The organism is Candidatus Desulfofervidus auxilii (genome assembly GCF_001577525.1).
GTDB classification, from domain to species: Bacteria; Desulfobacterota; Desulfofervidia; order Desulfofervidales; family Desulfofervidaceae; genus Desulfofervidus; species Desulfofervidus auxilii.
The window spans coordinates 807,952-830,474 of sequence record NZ_CP013015.1; the positions used below are offsets into that span (position 1 = coordinate 807,952).

Genomic DNA, 22,523 nt, shown 5'->3' on the forward strand with positions numbered 1-22,523 from the left:
CCTATAAAAATCAAGAAAGTGAAAACAAAATTCATTTTTATTACCGGTGGTGTGCTTTCTTCTTTAGGGAAAGGATTGGCTTCAGCAGCTATTGGTGCCTTAATGGAAAGTCGGGGTATTACAGTTACTTTTCAAAAATTAGACCCTTATATTAATGTTGACCCTGGCACTATGAATCCCTTTCAACATGGTGAGGTCTATGTGACTGATGATGGTGCTGAAACGGATTTAGACTTAGGTCATTATGAAAGATTTACCTCAGCCATCATGGGTCACAAAAATAATTATACCTCAGGGAAAATTTATTATTCTGTTATCCTGAAAGAACGGCGAGGAGATTATTTGGGGGGAACTGTTCAAGTAGTGCCTCATATTACTGATGAGATTAAAAGGGCGATTATGAATGTAGCTGGAGATGCAGAGATTGCTATTATTGAAATCGGTGGCACTATAGGAGATATTGAAGGATTACCCTTCTTAGAAGCTATCCGTCAGTTCCGTTTGGATGTAGGTAAAGAAAACGCTCTTTATATTCATCTTACTTTAATTCCTTATATTAAAACTGCCGGGGAATTAAAGACCAAGCCTACCCAGCATAGTGTTAAGCAATTGCAATCATTAGGTATCCAGCCCGATATTCTTTTATGTCGGACGGATCGATTTTTACCACCTGAAATCAAGAGAAAGATTTCTCTTTTTTGTAATGTAGATGAGGATGCGGTCATTACTGCCAAAGATGTGGAAAGCATTTATGAAGTGCCTTTAGTCTTTCATAAAGAAGGTTTGGATGATAAAATTGTTCAGTTACTCAACATTAAGGCAAAAAAACCCTGTTTGGGTGCCTGGGAAACTTTAGTTCATAAACTTAAACATCCCAAATATGAGGTTACCATTGGTATTGTGGGAAAATATACCAGTTTAAAGGAGTCTTATAAAAGCCTTCATGAGGCCCTTACTCATGGAGGGGTAGCTAATGAAACAAAAGTGACCTTAAAATATATTGAGGCAGAAAAGATAGAAAAAGATGGAGCTGAAATATGGCTTAAAGATGTGGATGGTATCCTTGTTCCTGGAGGGTTTGGTAAAAGAGGCATCTTGGGTAAGATCATGGCCATCCAATATGCCCGTGAGCAAAAACGCCCCTTTTTCGGTATTTGTCTGGGTATGCAATTGGCAGTGATTGAATTCTCCAGACATGTAGCAGGTCTGAGCAAAGCAGATAGCACAGAATTTAATCTAAAAACTCCTTATCCTGTCATTTATCTCATGCGGGAGTGGTATGATTCTCGCACCCAAAAAATCCAGCGGAGAGACGAAAATACAGAGAAAGGAGGTACTATGCGTTTAGGGGCCTATCCATGCCATCTTAAAAAAGGCACTTTTGCTTATAAGGCTTATAGGAAAAATAAAATTTCTGAGAGGCATCGCCATCGTTATGAATTTAATAATAAATATGCTGATATTTTAACCCAACATGGTTTGGTAATAAGTGGTTTATCGCCAGATGGAGAGTTGGTGGAGATAATAGAGCTAAAAGAGCATCCCTGGTTTGTTGGATGTCAGTTTCACCCTGAGTTTAAGTCCAAACCCATGGCTCCCCATCCACTGTTTAAGGACTTTATTGAGGCAGCTTTAAATCAAGCAAGGCAAAAATCGCCAGAGCGATAAAGCTATGTTTTAATTAAGATAGATGAAATTTCAAAAATATGGAGTAACAATTGGACAAATATTTAGTGCCTATTAAAGATTTAAGGCTTCATATTTCCCCTGAGACCCTGGGTGTAAAAACTACCCAACAAGTTTTGCCTTTAAAAGAAGAGGTGCTGGCTCAAGAACGAGCTATAGAAGCCATTCGTTTTGGTATTACTATGCCAGACCCTCACTATAATATTTATTTATCTGGTGTTTCAGGAACAGGAATTACTTATATTGCTACTAAGTTTTTAAAAGAAGTAGCTAAAAAACAACCCACCCCACCTGATTGGAGTTATGTGTATAATTTTCAAAACCCTGATGTCCCTAAGGCCTTAAAATTACCTCCAGGGAAAGGAAGGGAATTACAGAAGGATATGGATGAGTTGGTTACTACCTTACGTACCCGAATTCCAGCAGTGTTTGAAAGTGAAGATTATCAGACGCGTTCCCTAGAACTTCATCAAGACTTTGAGAGAAAACGTCATCGGCTTTTAAATGCCTTGGCCAGCAAAGCAGAATCAGAAGGATTTTTACTTTTAGTAAGTCAAGTAAGTATGATGGTAGTTCCTGCAAAAGATGGACGTCCTATGCGAGAAGAGGAAATTAAGGCCTTAAGTGAAGAAGAGAAAAGAAGATTGGAAGAAAAACGCGAAAAAATACAACAAGAGCTAAATGAAACCACTAAACAAGTGCGTCAGTTAGAAAGAGAATTACGGGAAAAACATAAAGAATTGGATAATGAAGTGATTTACTTTGTAGTAGGCCATTCAATTGAGTCATTAAGAGAAAAATATCAGGATATCCCTGAGGCCTTGAATTATTTAAAAGAGGTAAAAAAAGACATATTGCAAAATGTAGAAATGTTTAAGGCCAAACCAGAGACAAGGCCAGGAATACCTGCTCCTTTAGAAAATTTCCTAAAGAGATATCAAGTCAATGTTCTTGTAGATAATAGCCTTACCCAAGGTGCTCCAGTAGTAATAGAAACCAATCCTACTTATCCCAATCTTTTTGGCAATATTGAACGAGAAGCCCGATTTGGTGCCCTAGTGACTGACTTTACCATGATTAGGCCTGGTGCATTACACCGTGCCAATGGAGGTTATATTGTCTTACGTATTTGTGATGTGCTTAAATGGTTTCTCTCTTGGGAAGCCTTAAAACAAGCTATTCGCAATCAGGAAATAAAGATTGAAGATATTGGTGTGTTTCTTGGAATTACTACCCGCACTTTAAAACCCCAACCCATTCCTCTAAATGTAAAAATTGTTCTTACGGGTGACCCTGTTTTTTATCACTTACTTTATACTTATGATGAGGTATTTCCAGAAATTTTTAAAGTAAAGGCAGAGTTAGATTGGGATATAGATGCGACATCTGATTGTTATAAGGCCTATATCGCTTGCCTGGCAAAGTTTTGTGAAGAGGAAGGACTGCGGCATTTAGATGAAACAGGCATTGCCAGAGTATTGGAGTATAGTATAGAATTAAGCGGGGATAAAGAAAAATTAACATTAAAGATGCGAGAAATTAATGATATTTTAAAAGAAGCTAATTACTGGGCTATTCAGACAGAAAGTGAGTTTGTTAAGGCAGAGCATGTACAAAAGGCTATAGAGGAAAAACAACATCGTTCCAGTCTTTTACAAGAAAAGACTTATGATTTATTTAAAAGGAATTTGCTCTGGATAGAAACTGATGGTGCTAAAATAGGTCAAATTAATGGGTTAGCTATAGCAGACCTTGGAGATTACACATTTGGGTATCCTCATCGGATTACCGCTACCGTAGCCTTAGGAAAGGAAGGAGTAATTGATATTGAACGCGAGGCCAAATTAGGGGGAAATATTCATACTAAGGGAATGATGATTCTCACCAGTTATTTTAAAGAACATTTTGCCCATAATAAGCCTCTTAGTTTAGAAGCTACAATTTGTTTTGAGCAAAGCTATGGTATGGTGGAAGGAGATAGTGCTTCGGCTGCGGAATTACTTGCTTTACTTTCTGTTATTGGTAAAGTGCCTTTGTTTCAGGGTATTGCCATTACGGGGTCAGTTAGTCAAAAGGGAGAAATTCAACCCATAGGAGGTGTGAATCAAAAGATAGAGGGGTTTTTTAGAATATGTGAAACAAAAGGCTTAACAGGAAAACAGGGAGTAATTATTCCTAAGAGGAATGTGCGTAATCTTATGCTAAAGGAAGACATTATTGAGGCGGTAAAGAAAGGTGATTTTTCTATTTGGGCAGTAGAAACCATTGAACAGGCAATTGAGATTATGACCGGCAAGCCAGCAGGGAAGTTGCAACCTGATGGTAAATATCCTGAAGGAAGCGTATTTTCTCAAGTAGATATGGCTTTAGAAAAGATGGCTGAACGGGCAAAGAGCTTTGAAAAAGAAGAAAAGTAGGAGGCGTTATGACTAAGAAAATAGGTATCCTGGTGGCTGATTTATATCAAGATTTAGAAGTGTGGTATCCCCTTTTACGTTTAAAAGAAGCAGGGATAGAAGTAATAGTAATTGGAGCAGAAAAAAATAAGGTTTATAAGAGCAAACATGGATATGAAATTAAAAGCGATATCAGTGCTAAGGAAATCAAGGCAGAAACACTGGATGGCCTTATTATACCTGGTGGATATGCACCTGACATTATGAGGCGTTATCCGGAGATGGTTAACCTGGTAAAGACTATTTATGAACAGGGTAAAGTAGTGGCAGCTATCTGTCATGGAGGCTGGATGCTTGCCTCAGCTAAAATTCTCTCTGGTAAAACCGTAACCAGTTTTTTTGCCATAAAGGACGACCTTGAACATGCTGGAGCTAGATTTGTAGATGCTGAGGTGGTAGTTGATGGTAATCTTATTACCTCACGAAAACCAGAAGACCTACCTATGTTTGTTAAAGAAATCATTAAAGCATTACAGGATTAAGGTGCCAGAAACTCACTTAAAAGTGAAACTTTTGACCATGACTCCCCATGCCTTGGCAACAATTTATGCTGCTTGCAAACAGTGTTATTCTAGTGAAAATGCACCTCGCATTTTTGCCCAGGCCATTAAAGGTATCCCATCTAAGCAAAAGCAGGAAGACTTTGTTAAAAATATTGTGGCCTCAGGTCATGAGTCTGTAATTGAACATGTCTCTTTTACCTTTGCTATTTCCGGTATTTCTAGGGCATTGAGTCATCAATTAGTGCGTCATCGGATTGCTTCTTATTCTCAGCAAAGCCAGCGATATGTTAAGGCAAAAAATTTTTATTATATTATTCCTCCCACTATTTCTAAAGACCCCGAATTAAAGGCCATTTTTAAAAAGACAATGAAGGAAATTCAAAAAACCTATGACATAATTGTAGAGAAATTGGAAGCAAGGGGTATCAAAGGAGAGAAGGCCCACCAAGATGCTAGATTTATTTTGCCTAATGCCTGCGAAACCAAAATTGTAGTCACCATGAACTGTAGAAGTTTACTAAACTTTTTTGCCCTTCGCTGTTGTGAAAGAGCACAGTGGGAAATTAGAGCATTGGCCAATACTATGCTTAAAATTTGTAAAGAAAAACTACCTGCAGTATTTGCCGAAGCAGGACCAAAATGCGAACGCCTAGGATATTGTCCTGAGGGGCGATTTAGTTGTGGGAGAAAGCCTTTAAAGAATGAATTCCTGGCAAAAGAATAACAAAGATCCATTTTCTTTAGCTAGAGAATGGATGGTAAGAGACCAGATAGAGGCCCGGGGGATTAAAGATAAACGGCTTCTAAAGGTCATGCGCAAAATTCCTAGACATCTTTTTGTGGATGAGGCCTTAAGGGATCAAGCTTATAATGATTACCCCTTGCCTATTGGGGAAGGCCAAACTATTTCCCAACCTTACATTGTAGCCTTAATGACTGAAGCCCTTGAATTAAAAGGTCAAGAAAAGGTATTAGAAATAGGCACAGGTTCTGGTTACCAAACAGCCATTTTGGCAGAATTAGCTCAAAGTGTATTTACCATTGAGCGTGTTCCTACATTAATGCAAAGAGCAAAGGCCATTTTAGATAGCTTGGGTTATTTTAATGTGGCCTATAAAACAGGCAATGGCACTTTAGGCTGGCCTGAGGTAGCTCCTTTTCAGGGCATTATTGTGACCGCAGCGGCACCTGAAATCCCTCAGCCTTATGTGGAGCAGTTAGATATAGGGGGAAAATTAGTTATCCCCCTAGGTGACAAATTCTCTCAGGTATTGTATAAAATTATTAAGCTGCCAGATGGTAGAATAAAAAAAGAATATCTATGTGGATGCAGGTTTGTCCCCTTGGTAGGTATTTATGGGTGGTCAGAATAATTTTTTAAAACGTCTCTATGATTGGGTGATACACTGGGCACAGACCCCTCATGCCAATAAGGCCTTATTTACTGTGGCAGTGGCTGAGTCTTCCTTTTTCCCCATTCCTCCTGATGTATTACTTATCACTATGGGTGTAAGTCAACCTAAAAAAAGTTTTTTTTATGCTGGTCTTTCTACCCTTGGCTCTGTTTTAGGCGGCATATTAGGATATTTTATCGGTTGGCAGTTTATGGCTGCCATCGGTGAGAAAATTATTCATCTTTATGGCTTAAGTCATAAATACCTCCAGGTCCAACATCTTTATCGGAATTATGATGTATGGGCTATTGGTCTTGGTGGTTTTACTCCTTTACCTTATAAACTTTTTACCATTAGTGCAGGTGCCTTTAAGATAAATTTCCTTTCTTTTGTCCTTGTTTCTTTGGTAGCCAGGGGCCTACGGTTCTTTTTAGTTGGAGGAGTTTTTTATATTTGGGGACAACAGGTGCAAAAAATTATGGAAAGATATTTAAATTGGTTAGCTACAGGTTTTGCTACCCTGGTTATTTTAGGCTACATTTGTATAAAATGTTTATTTTGATATAGGAGGTAAAGATGAAAAAAACGGTGGTTTTATCTGTTTTGCTCTTCCTTTTTGGATCTTTGGCAGTTGAAGCAAAGGTGGTAAATCAGACTCATCAAAAGTTGTATGGGGCTCATTTCTGGATACCTAAATTTGCCGTGTCTGAACAGAGTAAGTATGTAATGACAGATTTTGGACCTGGCAACATTCGCTTTTTAGAAAGAATTGATATTGTGATTGATGATGAGATGCGGGTAAATGGCATTCGTATTTTTTATACTACCGGAGATGGCATTAAACGCCAGGTCTATCTGCATCAGGTTAAAGGATGGATATTAGAATCGCCACCTAGCCCCAAATCTGTGTCTAAAAAAGTCTTGATTCAAACTGTTACTACAGACGAATTGAGCAGATGATAGAACGGACTTTTAGATCACAAATAAATGAGTTGGATAGTTAAAGGGGTAAAACTTTAGGACTTCGTCAAAGTAATTTTAACGGAGATCCAAATGTTAAGCGCACCTGTCTGCCGACAGGCAGGATGGCTCAATGCAGAATGCAAATTGAAAAATGCAAAATCGCCTTCTGTCAAATTGGAACGTCAGCACGTTTACACGTTTGCACGTTAGAATTGGGAATTAGGAACTGGGAATTGGGAATTTCTATTTTCTGTTTCCTATTTTCTGTTTCCCGTTTCCCTTTTCTTCTTTATGCACGTTTACAAAGTTGTAAGTTAGAAAGTTTGCAAGTTAAAAAGTTGCAAGTTAACACGTTGGAAATGGGAATTTTTGTTTTCCGTTTTCTATTTTCTTAACTGTATTTTGTAAGTTTGACCCCAATTCCACTACATTTGGCTATTTCATTCCCTCACTATTTCACTACTCGCTGATTTAATGTTTTGGCATTTTGGCATTTGGATTTTGAAATTTGGATTTTTTAGACCATATTTAAACGTTTGTTCTTTTTGTTAAATTACTTATGGCCTGACTTTGGCGTAGCCCTGGTAAAAACTATACCTTTTTGAGATTGGGCAAAATGTGATAGAGAGAAAGAATCTTTTGCAATTTTTGAGGGTTAAAGCCTCCTGTTAAATAAATTTCTGTAAAACTTTCTTTCTCAAATAATTGAAGTATGAAAGTAATATGTCCTGAATAACCAGTATTATCAAGTTGTTGTATCTTTCTTATAGTGCTTTTCGCTTCTTCAAATACCACACGATGGATGGTGGGCGATTTGCCATTGCATTTTTTCAAAGAATAAACCCAGCGACAACTAAATGGACGTGCTTCATAAATAAGACAGCTATCTTTTTTAGTGAGAAAAGGACAAGTGGTATGGCTTTTTGTTGTCCTTTTGTGAATTTCCTTCTTTAATTTCTTTTTTGTTTGACTTTTAAGGGGATCAGCAAAGGCATTGATTTTATTATATATAACAAATGCTTCTAATGTAGTACAATCAATGGTAGCCATTTGCTTACAACAATCAGCACATCCTTTTTGGCAAACAGCTTCTTTTTTAAATTCCCTTACCTTTTCTTCAAATTCTTCATATATTCTCTTTAACTTCTCAATTTTTTCTGCTATATCCATTAATAAATATTATATATTATTTTGGGATTTATGCCATATTCAGAAGATACTATTGCAGCCATTGCTACCCCCCCTGGTGTAGGTGGAATAGGTATTGTAAGAATAAGTGGGCCTTTGGTAGAAGAAATTGCCAGAAGGATATTTCGGCCTAAAAAACCCATTTCTCATTTGAAATCCCACCATTTTTATTATGGTCACATTATTCATCCTGAAAATGAAGAGATAATAGATGAAGTTATGGTGGTGCTTATGCGTGCCCCTCATAGTTATACTTGTGAAGATGTCTTAGAAATTCACTGTCATGGAAGTCCATTGGTTCTAAAACAGGTGCTTGAATTAAGCTTAAAGTTGGGAGCTAGATTAGCTGAACCAGGTGAATTTACTAAAAGGGCCTTTCTCCATGGAAGATTAGATTTATCTCAGGCAGAAGCAGTTTTGAATATAATCCAAGCACGCACTGAAAGGGAACTTCAGTTTGCTACCCGCCAGCTTCAGGGTTATTTAGGGCAAGAGATTAAGAGGATAAGAGACTGTTTAAGAGAATTTAAGGCTCACTTAGAAGTGGCCATTGATTTTCCTGAAGAAGAGGTAGAAATTGCGCCCCTTGATGCATGGCTTCCACGAATTGAAAACCAGGTATTAAAACCTATTAAGGGGTTATTACAAGCCTATTCTAAAGCCAGGGTCTTAAGAGAAGGGGCAATTATGGCTATTGTAGGTAAGCCTAATGTAGGAAAATCTTCTTTATTAAACTGCCTTTTGAAAGAAGATAAAGCCATTGTTACCTCTATACCTGGAACTACTCGTGACATTATAGAAGAGGTGTTAAATATCAACGGCATGCCTATCAGAGTAGCAGACACAGCCGGTTTACGTAAGACTAAACATGCTATTGAAGCCATTGGTGTGGAACGGGCATGGGAGAAGATAGCTGAGGCAGATATTGTGCTTTTAGTAATTGATGTAAGCCGCCCTTTAGGTAAAGAAGATAAAGAAATTTATGAAAAAATAAAAGAAAAAGATATAATTTTGGTGTTAAATAAATCCGACTTAACACCTAAAATAGATGAAAAAGTTTTGAAGAAGGAATTCAAAGATTTACCTATAGTTCACATCTCTGCTCTTTATGGGCAAGGAATAGAAAAATTAGAAAAAACTATTTATCACCATCTTTTAGGAAGGGATGTAAGCATGCCTAGTTTTATTCCCACCTTACGCCACAAACAGGTGTTAGAAAGGGCAATAGAGGCGATTAATAGGATAAAAGAGGCTATGGTAAATGGGCTTCCTGCGGTATTTATTAGCGTTGAAGTCAAAGAAGCCTTAGATATTTTAGGTGAAATCGTAGGAGAAACTACATCAGAAGATATATTAGAATACATCTTTAGCCAATTTTGTATTGGGAAATGATAGGTCATAGGCTATTACAATAGTCTTTTTACCTACAGGCAAGGTTGTTCTTACTACCATAAAGACTAGCTCTTTATGGCCATCGTTATCAAAATCACCTATGCAGCAATCGGTAATATATCCTATGACTTTAGGAGAAGACCACACCACTTTCATTCCCATTTTGTCCCAAGAAAGCAATTTAAACTGCCCTTGGTAAAAACCTTTTTGCCCCTCTTGGTAATTTTTGTAAACAATTACTTCTAAGGGAGACATTTTATCCAAATCAGCTACCAGTAAACCATCATAATATTCATGGCCTTTCCACTCTTTATTTTTTGAAATCAATCTCAGATAGTGCTGCCTATCTAAACATAACAAATCTTGAACATTATCAGCAGTCAAATTAGTAAGAGCACAATCATATATCTTAATGTTTGGTGAGGAATAAATTTTTTCAGCTATATTAAATCCCTCACCATCCCATATCAAACGAAAGAGATTTCCTTTATAGAAATCCTTTTGTCCTAAAATTACCTTTTTCTCATCAGGGTAAGTTTGGACCTTTAAACACCAGGGAATATCTTTAGCTAGAGGTTTAAGTTTACCATCTTGCCATGAATAGACCTCAGAAGTAACCAAATTTTTAATCATCTTAGTAATTAATAGTTCTTCTTTTCTATCTTGGTCTACATCACAGGAATCAATATTGACCAGAAAGACATTATCAGGAAACTCTTTTTTCTTTAAAATAGCAAGGGAGCCTTTGACATAATGGTAAATCCAGATATTATTATCATCAATAAGCACCAGTTCATTGTGTCCATCCCCATTTATATCCCCTATAGTTAAACCCTTTGCCTCAAAAGAAAGGGGGTAGCTGTACCATTTAATTAACTTGATTTTGGTAGAAGGCAAAGGAGAAACTTTGATTTTAGGAGGTAATGATGGTTTGGCAATTGTTTCGTTGGCTCCTCTCTCTAACATACTATTATTTATTTTTGTAGCTAAAGTACTTAATTCTAAAAGAAGTTCTTCTTTTGCACATGAACCAGAAAAGGAATATGTTTTATTTTGGGCCATATTTAGAAGCCTGAGTGCTATACTAGCTCCCTGGTCAGTAATGGTAATACTCCCGTAAAGCACATAATCAGTCTTGAGCCTTTTTCCCAATTGATATACTTGGGTTTTGGTGGGCATTTCATTTATTTTTAGTGTTACCATTACTCTTTGTATCTTTTCTTTAGCAATTACTTCTACTTTCTCATTCCCCAGGCGAATAAAAAACATATCATAAATTCCGTCTTTTAAATAATTAAATTCCTTCGGGGCATTCAGAAAAAAGGGAATAATAGCCACTTCTTTCTTCTCTGCCTCAACTATTTTAGTTAAAAAAATAAATAAGAAATATAAAATCAATCCTACACTAAATATTTTTTTCAATTATTATCCTCGGTATAAGCTAATACAAAATAAAGTTTAGGCTCATCAATATATATCTGAAGGATAAAACCATATTTTTTAAGTAATCTCTTTAAACTAATTTTATTAGGTAAGGGGTCAAGAGGGAAGGGCATAGCTTGAGATAATTTATCTACAAATTCTTTTCCCTCGGGATGGCTAATAATCATTCTGCCATGAGGTTTTAATATCTTTTTAAGGGTTTTAAGGGCAGCGGGTTTATCCCCAATGTTTGGCCATACAGCATTTAAAAAAGCCACATTAATAGAATTATCTGGAAGGGGTAAATCCTTCACATCCATCAAATAAGTCTCTACTTGAGGAAATTTTGTTTTCAAATTAGCCAACATTTTGGGGGATAAATCACAGGCAATAATTTTTTTAGGCTTATAAGGCAAAAAATAGGGAATAAGCACACCTGTCCCTGCTCCCACATCTAAAATAATCTCTCCTGGTTTTAAACTAGCTAATTTCACAATCCTCTTTAAATTTGACTGAATTTCTAAAGGCAAGGGCTTGGTGAAAATATCCTTAACTTTATCAAAAAATTCACTTTGAAACTTATTATAGGTTTCTATGTCTGTAATTTCCACCGAAAGATCCAGCAATCCTCGTTTTTTTAACTCTTCATAAATATCTTCAAGTTCAAGAGGGCGTTTTTTAGACATATTTAATAGCTAGAATTTTTCCTTCACTCATTTCAGTCATGGCATATTTAATTCCCTCTTTCCCTATACCAGAACCCTTAATTCCTCCATAGGGCATGGGGTCACTGCGATAAGTAGGCACATCATTAACAATCACCCCTCCTACTTCCAACTGATTATAGGCAGAAAAAACCTCGTTTAAATCTTCTGTAAATATACCTGCTTGTAACCCATAAACAGAATTGTTTACCATTGCTATGGCCTCATTAAATGTTTTATATGGTTCAACTGTAACTACAGGACCAAATATCTCTTTAGCATTTACCTTCATTTCTGGCCGGGTGTGAGTGAGCACAGTGGGATAAATTACATTACCCTCTCTTTTCCCTCCTATAACCAATTTTGCTCCGTCTTTTAAGGCCTCCTTTATCCAATTTTCTACTCTTTGGGCAGCGGTTTGGTTAATAAGAGGACCTACCAGTGTATTTTCATCTAATGGATTGCCAGTGTGAATCATCTTTACTTTTTCCACAAACTCCTCAAGAAAACTTTCATAAAAATTCTCCTTAACCAGGATACGCTGGACCGAGATACATACCTGACCTGCCTGATAAAAACTGCCAAAGATAGCCCTTTCTAAGAGAAATTCTTTAAGATGCAAAGAACTGATTACCAAAGCCGCATTTCCTCCTAATTCCAAGGTAACCCTTTTTTTCCCAGCAATGGTTTTCAAATACCATCCCACATCCGGACTGCCTGTAAAAGTAAGCATGGCCAGACGGTCATCTCTTGCCATCTTTTCTGCCAATTGGGTGGAACAGGGCAAGATACTGATACTTCCCTCAGGTAAATCAGTTTGAGCAATGATTTCACCCAATATTAAAGCAGTGATAGGGGCAGCAGAAGAAGGCTTGATAATTATGGGATTGCCTACTGCCAGAGCAGGGGCTACCTTATGGGCCACTAAATTTAAAGGAAAGTTAAAAGGTGTAATTCCCAAGATGGGTCCGATAGGAAAGCGTTTATAGATGGCCAAGCGTTTTTCTCCCAATTTGTCTAAGTCTAAAGGTATTACTTCCCCGCCAAAGCGTTTTACCTCTTCTGAGGCATATTGAAATAATTCAATACAACGGTTTACTTCTATCCTAGCCAGAGAGATAGGTTTTCCTACCTCCAAAGCCATCATGTGGGCTATTTCTTCTGTTCTCTCCTTTACACCTTGACTAATTTGCGCCAATGCATTTGCCTTAACATAAACAGGTAAGTGTTTTAAAAGGCTGAATGCCTTTAGGGCCTTTTCAATGGCCTCTTCTATCTCATTCTCACCACCCACACATACTTTAGCCACAGCTTGGTTATCATAAGGAGAATTAATAGTAATGTAATTATCTGTTTCCTTTGTTTTATTTCCTACAAGTATAGGATAAACTTTCATGCTTTTCTCCTCTAAAATAAAATATAACTCAAAAACCTAAATAAAATGGCCATAGTAAAGGCAATCATAACACTAAAAATTATAGCAAGACCTGTTTTTTTACCACCAATCTCCCGCCATAGGGCCGCAATAGTAGCTGCACAGGGAATGTAAAAAACTACAAATATAGTGAAGGTAAGAATTTGTCCCTTATTCATGACGGTCAGGATGTCTTTTGTCCCTAGGGCCTGTAAAAGCATAATTAAAGATAGTTCCTTGCGCAGGATGCCGAAAATAAGAGTGGTTCCCACTTCTGGAGGCAAGGCCAAGGGGATAGTAATAGGTAAACACAAGGTATTGATTATTTTATCTAATTGAAAAAATTGTAAAATTCCCAAAACAATACTTCCCACAATCAAAATAGGCCACGCTATCACTATAAATTCTTTAAGTCTATACCATGATTTTATCCATACAGTTTTATAAGATGGAAGATGATAATTAGGCACTTCTAAAAGCAATCCTGGCGTAACCTCTGGATACATCCTGGTCAAAACCTTTCCTGCTAGACCAACCACAAGGAGATTGAGTATATATATCCCAAAGGCGTAATTAGGTCCTAGATAATAGAAAACTAATCCCATGATGATGACTGTGCGAGCAGAGCAAGGGATTAAAGTAGTCAAAATAGCAGTAATAAATCTGTCTCTTTCCGATTCTAAAATCCGGGTGGACATCACTGCAGGAACACTACAACCATAACCTAAAAGAAAGGGAATAACGGATTTTCCGTGAAGACCCAGCCGGTGCATAAAAGTATCCAGCAGAAAAGCCACCCTGGGTAAATAACCAGAATCTTCTAAGATAGCCAAACCAATAAGAAAGGGAGTTAGGTAAGGTAAAACAATGGCTATCCCACCAGCGATGCCCTGGATAATTCCTTCAATAATTACATAAACAAGAGAAGAACGATGGATGTATTTTTGTATCTCAGTTAGGCTTTGGTCAAAGAGACTTATTAATGGCTCTTCAATAAAACTACCAATTTTAAAAACTAATGTAAAAAAAAGATAAAAAATCAAGGCCAAAAATATATAACCCCATATCTTGTGCATAAGGACATCATCTATTTTATCCCTGATATCGGGTTTAGGTGAACGAAGGATTTTCACTACTGTTTCATAAATGTTCATAGCTAGGGCATGTCTTTCAGAAGAAATAACCACATCAGAAGGTCTCCCATGTGTTTGCTCTAAGTGTTTTTGTGTCTTATTAACAAAGGATAAAAGAGAAGGAGCAGTTGTTTCAAGAATTTTTTCAAATTCAGTGTCTTTTTCTAAAAGTTTAAGGGCTAAAAAACGAGGGGGGAGGTTCAATGTCCTGGCTATTTTATCCACTTTTGAGGTAAGTTTTACTACTATTTCCTCCACATCTTTGCTCAAATAAATAGGTTGGCCAATTATTTGTTTTTTATGAACTTCCAAGGCTGTTCTTACCAATTCAGCTAATCCTTTACCTGTATAAGCAATGGTTTTTACCACAGGCACACCTAAAATCTGGGATAGTTTCTCTATATCAATTTGGATACCCTTCCTTTCCGCCTCATCAACCATATTTAAGGCTATAACCATAGGTTTACCCAACTCTAACAACTCAAGGGTAAGTTCCAGACTTCTTCCCAAAAGAGAAGCATCCATCACATTGATAATCACATCCACTGTTTCTCTCAATAGATATTTTCGGGCTTCTCTTTCAGCTGCATCCATAGAGATAAGGGAATAAGTGCCTGGCAAATCAATACATTCACAGGTATAGCCATTAATAAATAGCTTACTGGCTGTGTATTTTACAGTTGTGCCAGGAAAGTTAGAAACAATGGCCTTATAGCCACTTAGGTAGTTAAATATGGTGCTTTTCCCACAATTAGGTTGTCCTACCAATACAGCTTTCAATCAATGTCCTCCACTATTACCTTTGTAGCCATCCCTCGGCCCAACATAAATTTTGTGCCATTTACCTCTGCTAGAATAGGTCCTGCAAAAGGAGCACTTCTTATAATTTTTATAGTTTCTCCTGGGAGAACTCCTAAATCTGCCAAACATTGTCTACACCTTAATCCTCCTTCAATTCTTAGGATACGGACTATTTTGCCTGCTGGTATTCTGTCTAAGCTGATGGACATAGATTTTCTCCTTTAGCCTATTTTTTCCCGAAATTGACGGATGATTTTATTATAATCATTTTTACTAAAAATAGCTGAGCCAGCAACAAATACATTGGCCCCTGCTTTCACTACCTCAGACAATGTATTTTCACTAATTCCTCCATCTACCTCTAAGTCTACTTTAAGATTATATTTTTTTATCCATTCCCGCACAGTCTGAATGCGGCTTAGGGCCTGGGGAATAAACTTTTGTCCGCCAAAACCAGGATTTACACTCATAATCAAGATTAAGTCCACTTCTTCCAAAATAGGTTCTAGAAAACTTAAAGGTGTAGCTGGATTTAATGCCACCCCTGCTTTTTTGCCTAATTTGTGAATACTCTCTAAAGTGCGGTATAAGTGAGGACAAGTTTCTACATGGACAGTCAAGATATCTGCTCCTGCCTGAGCAAAGGCCTCTAAATAGTTATCAGGTTTTTCTATCATTAAATGGACATCTAACGGGAGACCTGTCACTTTGCGCAAACTAGCTACTACCGGGGGACCGATAGTTAAATTAGGGACAAAATGACCATCCATTACATCAATATGGAGCCAATCTGCCCCTGCTTCTTCAACTGCTTTAATTTCTGATGCAAGGTTGGCAAAATCAGCAGCTAAAATGGATGGGGCAATTTTAAACATTATTTCCTCCTCCTTCTATTGGAGAAATCTTTTTATAAGGGATTTATTTAATCGTCAACCTTTCTGAGGAATTGGACATTCCCCAAAATTTAGACGTTAATCTTTAAAAACACGTTTGAAAATATGGACAAAAAGCAAATTTTATTGTAATTTAAAGGAAAGAATTAATAGGTTTCTGGCATGGAATCAATTCCTAAAATTCTTATAGTGGATGACGAAAAAAATATTGGTTTTCTTTTAGAAACTTTTTTGAAAAGAGAAGGTTATGAGCCTTTCTATGTCTCTACAGGTCAAGAAGCGTTGAAAATATTTGATAAACAGCCATTTGATCTAGTTTTATTGGACATTAAAATGCCAGACATTGACGGGATAGAACTCTTGAAAGAATTCAAAAGGAAAAGATCAAATATAAATGTGATTATGATTACTGCTTATCCTTCTATTGAAACGGCCGTGGAAGCAATGCGGGAAGAAGCTTTTGATTATATTAACAAACCGCTTGATCTAGAAGAATTAAAACAATTGATTGAGAGGGCATTAGCCAGAGAAAAGAAGGTTTCTAAAACTAAAGTTTTTCATTATGGGAATATTGTAGCCCGAAGCCCAGCTATGTTAAGGATTTTAGAAACCCTACCTAAAATAGCATCTACTAAAGCAAATGTTTTGATTATGGGAGAAAGTGGAGTAGGAAAGGAGATTATTGCTCATGCGATTCATAGTTTAAGTCCCAGAAGTGATAAACCCTTTGTGACTGTGAACTGTGCAGGCATTCCTGAAACTCTATTAGAAAGCGAGTTATTTGGTTATAAAAAGGGTGCTTTCACTGGAGCCACAACAGATAGAATGGGTCTTTTCCAGAGTGCACATAAAGGGACACTATTTTTAGATGAAATTGGGGACCTTTCACTTACTCTCCAAGTTAGGCTCTTACGGGTAGTGGAAGAAAAAAGGTTTAAACCTTTAGGAAGTACTCAAGAAATTGAAGTAGATATTCGCCTAATTTCTGCCACTAATCAAGATTTAGAACAAAAGGTCACCGCGGGCCAGTTTAGGGAAGATTTATATTATCGTCTTAATGTCATTCCCATCAGGGTTCCTCCACTCCGGGAAAGAAAGGAAGATATTCCAGTGTTAGTAGAACATTTCTTAAAGAAGTATTCTAAAGAGTTGGGTAAGGAAGTACCCAAGATTTCTAGCTCCGCCCTCTCTTTTTTAATGGAATACGGCTTCCCAGGCAATGTAAGAGAACTAGAGCATATTATTGAAAGATGTGTGGCCTTGGAAACAGGCAATATCATTCTTCCTGAAAGCTTAGTTATCTCGGATTTCAAAAAGAAAAAACACCTTTTAAAAGAAGAGGCTCAATTGCCTTCAGAAGGCATAGACTTAGAAAAAAAGCTAGCCCAGATAGAAAAAGGGCTTATTTTAGAGGCACTGAAAAGGAGTAAAGGAGTAAAAAAAGAAGCAGCCAAATTGTTGAATTTAAGCTTTAGGAGTTTTCGATATAAACTGCAAAAACACGGCCTCAATAAAATAGATAATAATGAATGAACGCTTTTCCTTCTTCCAAAAATAGTCTAAAAATTTATCTACTCTTGCGGTTTGTTTCTGTATCTTTGATTAGTATTTTGGGTATAAGTCTCTATTTAAAACAAAAATGGCCTTATCCTGCTATAAATTTTGTTTATTTTTTGGGGTGGTTAAGTATTGTTTACCTTACCACTGGTATTTTTTGGGTAATTTGGCGAAAAGAGAAGTTCCATTTTTTATCTTTACTAGCTATTGCTCTGGATTTATTTTTGATAACAACACTAGTATACATTACTGGTGGAGCAAATAGTTTTTTTTCTGACCTATATATCTTTATTATCATTTTAGCTGCCCATCTTTTTCGCAAGAGAGGCGCCCTTCTGACCGCAGCTTCTGCTTTTATTCTTTATGGCACTCTAATTGATTTAGAATATTTTAAGATTATTCCTACTTTAGGAGAACCAGTAGGAGGCGATGTCCTTTTTACCCTTTTGATAAATTTCAGTGCCTTTTTCGCCATTGCCTTTCTTATTAGCCTTCTTTTGGAACGTCTAGAAAAATCAAGGGAAAAACTGCGCTCTCTTGAAGCCTTACACAAATGTGTTTTAGAAAGTATCCAAACTGGTGTTATCACTTTAGATAATGAGGATAGGATTTCATATATAAATAAGGCGGCAGAATTTATTCTTGGTTATAAAAGTGAATCTTTAATTAAACAACCTATCAATAAATTGTTTTCTCATGCAGAAATAACTCCTGGACAGAGACAAAGTTTTTCTTTTGTAAAACCCAATGGTAAACTTATCTATTTAGGCTTGGGCGTTTCTTCTCTCACAGATGAAATGGGTGAATATGTTGGAAAGGTGATTGTTTTTCAGGACATAACCCATTTAAAAAGGGTAGAGAAGTTGAGCTTACTTAATGAATTGGCCTCTCACCTGGCTCATGATATCAGAACCCCCCTTACTTCTATCAGTGGGTGTTTACAGATGTTGCGGAAAGAAGATGTTTCTTTAGAAAACAAAACATTAATTGAGTTGGCACTTGAAGAAACAAAAAGGCTTAATGCCCTCATTTCAGACTACTTAAGTTATGCTCGTCCTACTAGAGAAAAAGAAAAAGTGGACATAGCCCAATTAATTAAAGAAACCATTACCTTATTTAAAGGGAGTTTAGGAGACAAAAAAATTACTGTTGACACTGCTCTTTTGGAAAAGACTTATATTAGGGGAAATAAAGAGGAAATTAGACAGCTTTTTTGGAATCTTTTTGTTAATGCTAAGGAAGCTATGCCTAATGGAGGAATGCTAAAAGTTATCATGGAAAGGGAACAAAATATGATAAAAATTATGGTGCAGGATACAGGAAGGGGTATCCCTAAAGAAATACAAGACCGGATTTTTGAACCTTTTTTTACCACCAAACCCCAGGGTAGCGGTTTGGGATTGGCTATAGTGCATAAAATTGTAAATGAACATGAGGGGAAAATTGAAGTGGAAAATCAACCTAAAAAAGGGGCATCCATCAATCTTTACTTTCCTCTAGTCTCTTCTTCACACTGATGGCGTGAGCAGTAAGCCCCTCTGCTTGGGCAAACTTTATGGCCTTTGGTCCCAAAGCAAGGAGTCCTTCGCGAGAAATAAATAGGATGCTGGAACGCTTTAAAAAGTGTTCACTGGATAATACTGAAGAAAAACGAGCCGTGCCCCCAGTAGGCAAGGTATGATTGGGACCAGCTATATAATCTCCTAATGCCTCTACGGCATGTTGACCTAGAAAGATGGCGCCACTATGTTTTACCTTATCTAAAAAACTAAAGGGCTCAGCGATCAATAATTCCAAATGTTCCGGGGCAATGGTATTCACCACTTGAGCAGCAGTATTTAAATCTGGCACTATGAAAATATAGCCTTGTCTTTCCATGGCCTCACTGGCAATTGCCTTACGGGTTAAAGAAGACAATTGTTTTTTTATTTCTTTTAAAACCGAATGGGCATAGTTTTCAGAAGAAGTAATTAAAAATACTCCTGCCATCTCATCGTGTTCTGCCTGTGAGAGTAAATCTGCTGCTACCCTATCAGGAGATACTATTCCATCAGCAATAATGGCAATCTCACTAGGGCCAGCAACCATATCTATACCTACTTCGCCAAAAACTAATTTTTTGGCCGCGGCTACATATATATTGCCAGGCCCACAGATAAAATCTACCTTAGGGATAGTTTCTGTTCCATAAGCCATGGCGGCTATAGCCTGTGCCCCGCCTAAACGGAAGATTTTATTTACACCTGCAATCTTGGCTGCAGCAAGCACTAATTTGGAAATCTCTCCTTTAGGTGTAGGCACACACATGATAATCTCTTTAACGCCTGCTACCTGTGCAGGGATAGTATTCATTAACACTGTGGAAGGGTAAGCAGCCTTACCACCTGGGCAATATACACCTAAGTATTCAATAGGAGTAATTCTTTGCCCCAAAATATTGCCGTAATCGTCGGTAAAAAACCAGTTTTGAGGTAGACCATGCTTATGGAAAAAGGCAATCCGTTGAGCAACTGTTTCTAAAATAGGAATAAATTCTTTACTTTCTGTATAAGCCTTTTCTACTTCATCTTGACTGATTTCCATACCTGTAATGTTTAAGTCTAATTGATCGAAGCGAAGGGTATAATCCTTTAAGGCCTCATCACCCCTTTCTTGCACGTCAAAAATAATATTTAAAACCTTCTTTAATATTTCTTTAGAAATTAACTGTCTTTTCTTCCACTTTTCCTTAAAATCTCTAATACCTGCGGCATCTACTTTAACGATTTTCACTCTCTTACATACCCTCCGCTCTTTCCACCTGTCTTTTTGAGCAACCCAATATCTGTAATCCGCATACCTTTATCTACTGCTTTACACATATCGTAAATGGTTAAAGCAGCTACTGCTACCGCGGTTAAGGCCTCCATTTCCACCCCAGTACGACCCACAATTTTTACTTGACTCTCTATTTCTATGGCATTTTCTTGGGATAAAGGAGTGAATGAAATTTCTACATGGGTAATATTTAAGGGATGGCACATAGGGATGAGGAAAGGGGTATTTTTGGCTGCCATAATTCCTGCAATCTTTGCGGTAGTAAATACATCTCCTTTTTTTATCTGACCTGACATAATTAAATTGAAGGTTTGGGGTTGCATTGTTATCCGTCCTCGAGCCACTGCCTCCCGCACAGTCTCAGGCTTAGGACTTACATCTACCATACAAACACTGCCCTTTTTATCTAAATGAGTGAGAGACACTACTATACTCCTTGAAACTTGGAGCTGAAATAATCCTTCATTCTTTCCCAAAACCGTTTATAAGGAGTAGATTTTTTCTCTCTTTCTATCCTTTCAAACTCTTCTAAAAGCATTCTTTGTTGTGGTGTAAGGTCTGTAGGCACTTTTACTATAATTTTTACAATCTGATCTCCTCTTCCTCCTCTTTCTAAACGAGGGGCTCCTAGATGTTTTAAACGAAAGGTATGACCAGGTTGAGTGCCTGGTGGAATCTTGAGTTTTTGTGGTCCTTTTAAAGTAGGAACCTCTATTTCATCTCCTAAAGCAGACTGAACAAAGGAAATAGGGATTTCACAAAAAATATCATCTCCTTTTCTAGTAAAGAAGGGATGAGGTTTAACTCTAATGAATATATAAAGATTCCCTGGTGGTCCTCCATGAAGTCCTGGTTCACCTTCTCCTTGAATTCGTAAGCTCATTCCTGTATCTACCCCTGGAGGGACTACTACCTTGACTTTCTTTTTTTCTTTCACCCATCCCTTTCCCTGGCATTTATTACAAGGATGGGTAATGATATAACCTTCTCCCTGACACCGAGGGCAAGTGGTAGCGATTCTCAAAAAACCATGACTTCTATAAACTTGTCCCCTTCCCTGACACGAAGGACAAATTTCAGGTTGATACCCTGGTTGAATACCTGAACCATCACAAAATGGACAAGTGGCCTTTTTAGGTATCTCAATCCACTTTTCTGTTCCAGAGATGGCTTCTTCAAAGCTCAGTTCTAGCTGATATCTCAAGTCTGCCCCTGCTTCTGGTACATACCCTTTACGCCTTGGGCCGAAACCGAAAAATTCATCAAAAATTTCACTAAAGGTAGAAAAAATATCATCAAAATCTCTAAAATGCGTTGAGGGTCTACCATAACCTTCCAAACCAGCATGACCATACTGGTCATAAATAGCCCTTTTTTCTGGGTCTCTAAGAACTTCATATGCCTCAGCAGCTTCTTTAAACTTTTCTTCTGCTTCTTTATCTCCTGGATTCCTGTCAGGATGATATTTCAGGGCTAATCTGCGATAGGCACTCTTTATTTCTTCCTGCGTAGCATTACGAGAAACACCTAAAATATCATAATAGTCTCTTTTCATTTTTACTTTCTTTTTCCTAACTTTGATGTCTTTTGTTTTAAGAAAGGCAAATCAGATGTGCCACTAAAAAACATTCCCTCTTTTTCTAATAACTGTTTTATTTCCTTTGTCCTTTCTTTATTTTCAGCTGCTTGAAACGCCTTAAGGGCAAACTGCCACTTTCCCAATTTAAAAGCTATTTCTCCAATTTTTTCCCAATCAGAAGTAGACGGTTTTCTCTTTAAGGCCTGATAAATTTTGGTAAATAAAAATACATCTCCTTCAATTATCACTTGAGGCAAAAGTTCTTCCAACTTCTCCTTCGCTTCAGCCTTGGCAAAAAAATCTATGGCATCACTCAAAAAACCCTGTTTTTGAAATAGCTCTCCATATTTTACACATTCTTTTCGCTCAAAAACAGGGGTATTGAGATAATTTCTTTTTTTTAAGCAAGTAAGAAGTTTATTTTTGGCCATTTTCCTCGGTCTTTGGTTTTACCTTGCCTGCGGCAATTTCCCTTAATGCTACTACAATTTCTTTATTATCACATTCAACTAAAGGTCTTGCCCCTTCTCTAAGTTGCAACACTCTTTTCACTGCCATATGGACTATGGCAAAACGATTATTTACCTTTTTTAAACAATCTTCTATTGTAACTCTAGCCAT

At 37.2% G+C, this 22,523-nt stretch carries 22 protein-coding genes; 10 read left to right on the top strand and 12 right to left on the bottom strand.

The window, feature by feature from the left end; genetic code table 11:
• Window positions 1-18: 18 nt before the first annotated feature.
• The 7 genes from HS1_RS04105 to HS1_RS04135 are packed head-to-tail and all read left to right on the top strand — an operon-like array spanning window position 19 to window position 6,999.
• Entirely contained in the window at window positions 19-1,668 is a 1,650-nt protein-coding gene (locus HS1_RS04105; RefSeq protein ID WP_066061299.1) for a CTP synthase, read from the top strand.
• 50 nt (window positions 1,669-1,718) lie between these two features.
• Window positions 1,719-4,103 (top strand): Lon protease family protein, encoded by a 2,385-nt coding sequence (locus tag HS1_RS04110; protein WP_066061302.1) that lies wholly within the window; start codon window positions 1,719-1,721, stop codon window positions 4,101-4,103.
• 8 nt (window positions 4,104-4,111) lie between these two features.
• Window positions 4,112-4,624 (top strand): type 1 glutamine amidotransferase domain-containing protein, encoded by a 513-nt coding sequence (locus HS1_RS04115; protein WP_066061305.1) that lies wholly within the window; start codon window positions 4,112-4,114, stop codon window positions 4,622-4,624.
• A 1-nt stretch (window position 4,625) separates the two neighbouring features.
• Entirely contained in the window at window positions 4,626-5,369 is a 744-nt protein-coding gene (thyX, locus tag HS1_RS04120) for an FAD-dependent thymidylate synthase (RefSeq protein WP_066061309.1), read from the top strand.
• Window positions 5,347-6,018, top strand: coding sequence for a protein-L-isoaspartate(D-aspartate) O-methyltransferase (locus tag HS1_RS04125; protein ID WP_066061313.1), 672 nt, complete (start codon window positions 5,347-5,349; stop codon window positions 6,016-6,018). Before thyX ends, HS1_RS04125 begins: the two co-directional genes overlap by 23 nt.
• Window positions 6,002-6,601: a YqaA family protein gene (locus tag HS1_RS04130; protein ID WP_066061316.1), complete on the top strand. Its 600-nt coding sequence runs from the start codon at window positions 6,002-6,004 to the stop codon at window positions 6,599-6,601. Before HS1_RS04125 ends, HS1_RS04130 begins: the two co-directional genes overlap by 17 nt.
• Before the next feature lie 14 nt (window positions 6,602-6,615).
• Window positions 6,616-6,999 carry a hypothetical protein gene (locus HS1_RS04135; protein ID WP_066061319.1) on the top strand — a complete coding sequence of 128 codons (384 nt, stop codon included), beginning with the start codon at window positions 6,616-6,618 and terminating at the stop codon, window positions 6,997-6,999.
• A 594-nt stretch (window positions 7,000-7,593) separates the two neighbouring features.
• Here HS1_RS04135 and HS1_RS04140 read toward each other — a convergent pair.
• Entirely contained in the window at window positions 7,594-8,172 is a 579-nt protein-coding gene (locus tag HS1_RS04140) for a YkgJ family cysteine cluster protein (protein ID WP_066061322.1), read from the bottom strand.
• 30 nt (window positions 8,173-8,202) lie between these two features.
• Here HS1_RS04140 and mnmE point away from each other — a divergent pair, with 30 nt between their 5' ends.
• Window positions 8,203-9,582 carry a tRNA uridine-5-carboxymethylaminomethyl(34) synthesis GTPase MnmE gene (gene mnmE, locus HS1_RS04145; RefSeq protein ID WP_066061325.1) on the top strand — a complete coding sequence of 460 codons (1,380 nt, stop codon included), beginning with the start codon at window positions 8,203-8,205 and terminating at the stop codon, window positions 9,580-9,582.
• Here mnmE and HS1_RS04150 read toward each other — a convergent pair.
• The 6 genes from HS1_RS04150 to rpe are packed head-to-tail and all read right to left on the bottom strand — an operon-like array spanning window position 9,544 to window position 15,931.
• Window positions 9,544-11,004: an FG-GAP repeat domain-containing protein gene (locus tag HS1_RS04150; protein ID WP_066061328.1), complete on the bottom strand. Its 1,461-nt coding sequence runs from the start codon at window positions 11,002-11,004 to the stop codon at window positions 9,544-9,546. The genes mnmE and HS1_RS04150 overlap by 39 nt on opposite strands.
• Entirely contained in the window at window positions 11,001-11,690 is a 690-nt protein-coding gene (locus HS1_RS04155; protein WP_066061331.1) for a class I SAM-dependent methyltransferase, read from the bottom strand. Before HS1_RS04155 ends, HS1_RS04150 begins: the two co-directional genes overlap by 4 nt.
• Window positions 11,683-13,104: an aldehyde dehydrogenase family protein gene (locus tag HS1_RS04160; RefSeq protein WP_066061334.1), complete on the bottom strand. Its 1,422-nt coding sequence runs from the start codon at window positions 13,102-13,104 to the stop codon at window positions 11,683-11,685. The genes HS1_RS04155 and HS1_RS04160 overlap by 8 nt, the downstream gene beginning before the upstream one ends.
• Before the next feature lie 11 nt (window positions 13,105-13,115).
• On the bottom strand, window positions 13,116-15,035 hold the full coding sequence (gene feoB, locus HS1_RS04165) for a ferrous iron transport protein B (RefSeq protein WP_066061337.1): 1,920 nt from the start codon (window positions 15,033-15,035) through the stop codon (window positions 13,116-13,118).
• Window positions 15,032-15,265 (bottom strand): FeoA family protein, encoded by a 234-nt coding sequence (locus HS1_RS04170; protein ID WP_066061340.1) that lies wholly within the window; start codon window positions 15,263-15,265, stop codon window positions 15,032-15,034. The genes feoB and HS1_RS04170 overlap by 4 nt, the downstream gene beginning before the upstream one ends.
• 12 nt (window positions 15,266-15,277) lie before the next feature.
• On the bottom strand, window positions 15,278-15,931 hold the full coding sequence (gene rpe, locus HS1_RS04175; protein ID WP_066061343.1) for a ribulose-phosphate 3-epimerase: 654 nt from the start codon (window positions 15,929-15,931) through the stop codon (window positions 15,278-15,280).
• Between the two features lie 180 nt (window positions 15,932-16,111).
• On the opposite strand from rpe, the gene HS1_RS04180 reads away from it, so the two are divergent.
• Both HS1_RS04180 and HS1_RS04185 read left to right on the top strand, forming a co-directional pair.
• Window positions 16,112-17,482: a sigma-54-dependent transcriptional regulator gene (locus HS1_RS04180; protein ID WP_066061347.1), complete on the top strand. Its 1,371-nt coding sequence runs from the start codon at window positions 16,112-16,114 to the stop codon at window positions 17,480-17,482.
• Entirely contained in the window at window positions 17,479-19,023 is a 1,545-nt protein-coding gene (locus HS1_RS04185) for a two-component system sensor histidine kinase NtrB (RefSeq protein WP_066061350.1), read from the top strand. The genes HS1_RS04180 and HS1_RS04185 overlap by 4 nt, the downstream gene beginning before the upstream one ends.
• On the opposite strand, the gene hisD is transcribed toward HS1_RS04185, so the two are convergent.
• From hisD to rpoZ, 5 genes are read right to left on the bottom strand one after another with little or no spacing between them, the layout of a single operon-like run.
• Window positions 18,986-20,278 carry a histidinol dehydrogenase gene (hisD, locus tag HS1_RS04190; protein WP_066061354.1) on the bottom strand — a complete coding sequence of 431 codons (1,293 nt, stop codon included), beginning with the start codon at window positions 20,276-20,278 and terminating at the stop codon, window positions 18,986-18,988. The genes HS1_RS04185 and hisD overlap by 38 nt on opposite strands.
• Window positions 20,275-20,754 carry a cyclic pyranopterin monophosphate synthase MoaC gene (moaC, locus tag HS1_RS04195; protein ID WP_156469493.1) on the bottom strand — a complete coding sequence of 160 codons (480 nt, stop codon included), beginning with the start codon at window positions 20,752-20,754 and terminating at the stop codon, window positions 20,275-20,277. The genes hisD and moaC overlap by 4 nt, the downstream gene beginning before the upstream one ends.
• The gene (gene dnaJ / locus HS1_RS04200) at window positions 20,751-21,878 is read right to left on the bottom strand and encodes a molecular chaperone DnaJ (RefSeq protein ID WP_066061358.1); all 1,128 of its coding nucleotides are present in this window, start codon (window positions 21,876-21,878) and stop codon (window positions 20,751-20,753) included. The genes moaC and dnaJ overlap by 4 nt, the downstream gene beginning before the upstream one ends.
• 2 nt (window positions 21,879-21,880) lie before the next feature.
• Window positions 21,881-22,333 carry a hypothetical protein gene (locus HS1_RS04205; protein ID WP_066061361.1) on the bottom strand — a complete coding sequence of 151 codons (453 nt, stop codon included), beginning with the start codon at window positions 22,331-22,333 and terminating at the stop codon, window positions 21,881-21,883.
• On the bottom strand, window positions 22,320-22,523 hold the full coding sequence (rpoZ, locus tag HS1_RS04210) for a DNA-directed RNA polymerase subunit omega (RefSeq protein WP_066061365.1): 204 nt from the start codon (window positions 22,521-22,523) through the stop codon (window positions 22,320-22,322). The genes HS1_RS04205 and rpoZ overlap by 14 nt, the downstream gene beginning before the upstream one ends.

What these genes read in the sequence shown, in the direction of transcription:
- HS1_RS04180 (WP_066061347.1), top strand. Translation starts at nt 16,112, where the DNA reads ATGGAATCAATTCCTAAAATTCTTATAGTGGATGACGAAAAAAATATT.
- HS1_RS04205 (WP_066061361.1), bottom strand. Translation starts at nt 22,333, where the DNA reads ATGGCCAAAAATAAACTTCTTACTTGCTTAAAAAAAAGAAATTATCTC.
- HS1_RS04140 (WP_066061322.1), bottom strand. Translation starts at nt 8,172, where the DNA reads ATGGATATAGCAGAAAAAATTGAGAAGTTAAAGAGAATATATGAAGAA.
- HS1_RS04155 (WP_066061331.1), bottom strand. Translation starts at nt 11,690, where the DNA reads ATGTCTAAAAAACGCCCTCTTGAACTTGAAGATATTTATGAAGAGTTA.
- HS1_RS04130 (WP_066061316.1), top strand. Translation starts at nt 6,002, where the DNA reads ATGGGTGGTCAGAATAATTTTTTAAAACGTCTCTATGATTGGGTGATA.
- HS1_RS04125 (WP_066061313.1), top strand. Translation starts at nt 5,347, where the DNA reads ATGAATTCCTGGCAAAAGAATAACAAAGATCCATTTTCTTTAGCTAGA.
- HS1_RS04170 (WP_066061340.1), bottom strand. Translation starts at nt 15,265, where the DNA reads ATGTCCATCAGCTTAGACAGAATACCAGCAGGCAAAATAGTCCGTATC.
- mnmE (WP_066061325.1), top strand. Translation starts at nt 8,203, where the DNA reads ATGCCATATTCAGAAGATACTATTGCAGCCATTGCTACCCCCCCTGGT.
- HS1_RS04185 (WP_066061350.1), top strand. Translation starts at nt 17,479, where the DNA reads ATGAACGCTTTTCCTTCTTCCAAAAATAGTCTAAAAATTTATCTACTC.
- HS1_RS04115 (WP_066061305.1), top strand. Translation starts at nt 4,112, where the DNA reads ATGACTAAGAAAATAGGTATCCTGGTGGCTGATTTATATCAAGATTTA.
- rpe (WP_066061343.1), bottom strand. Translation starts at nt 15,931, where the DNA reads ATGTTTAAAATTGCCCCATCCATTTTAGCTGCTGATTTTGCCAACCTT.
- dnaJ (WP_066061358.1), bottom strand. Translation starts at nt 21,878, where the DNA reads ATGAAAAGAGACTATTATGATATTTTAGGTGTTTCTCGTAATGCTACG.
- HS1_RS04135 (WP_066061319.1), top strand. Translation starts at nt 6,616, where the DNA reads ATGAAAAAAACGGTGGTTTTATCTGTTTTGCTCTTCCTTTTTGGATCT.
- rpoZ (WP_066061365.1), bottom strand. Translation starts at nt 22,523, where the DNA reads ATGGCTAGAGTTACAATAGAAGATTGTTTAAAAAAGGTAAATAATCGT.
- HS1_RS04160 (WP_066061334.1), bottom strand. Translation starts at nt 13,104, where the DNA reads ATGAAAGTTTATCCTATACTTGTAGGAAATAAAACAAAGGAAACAGAT.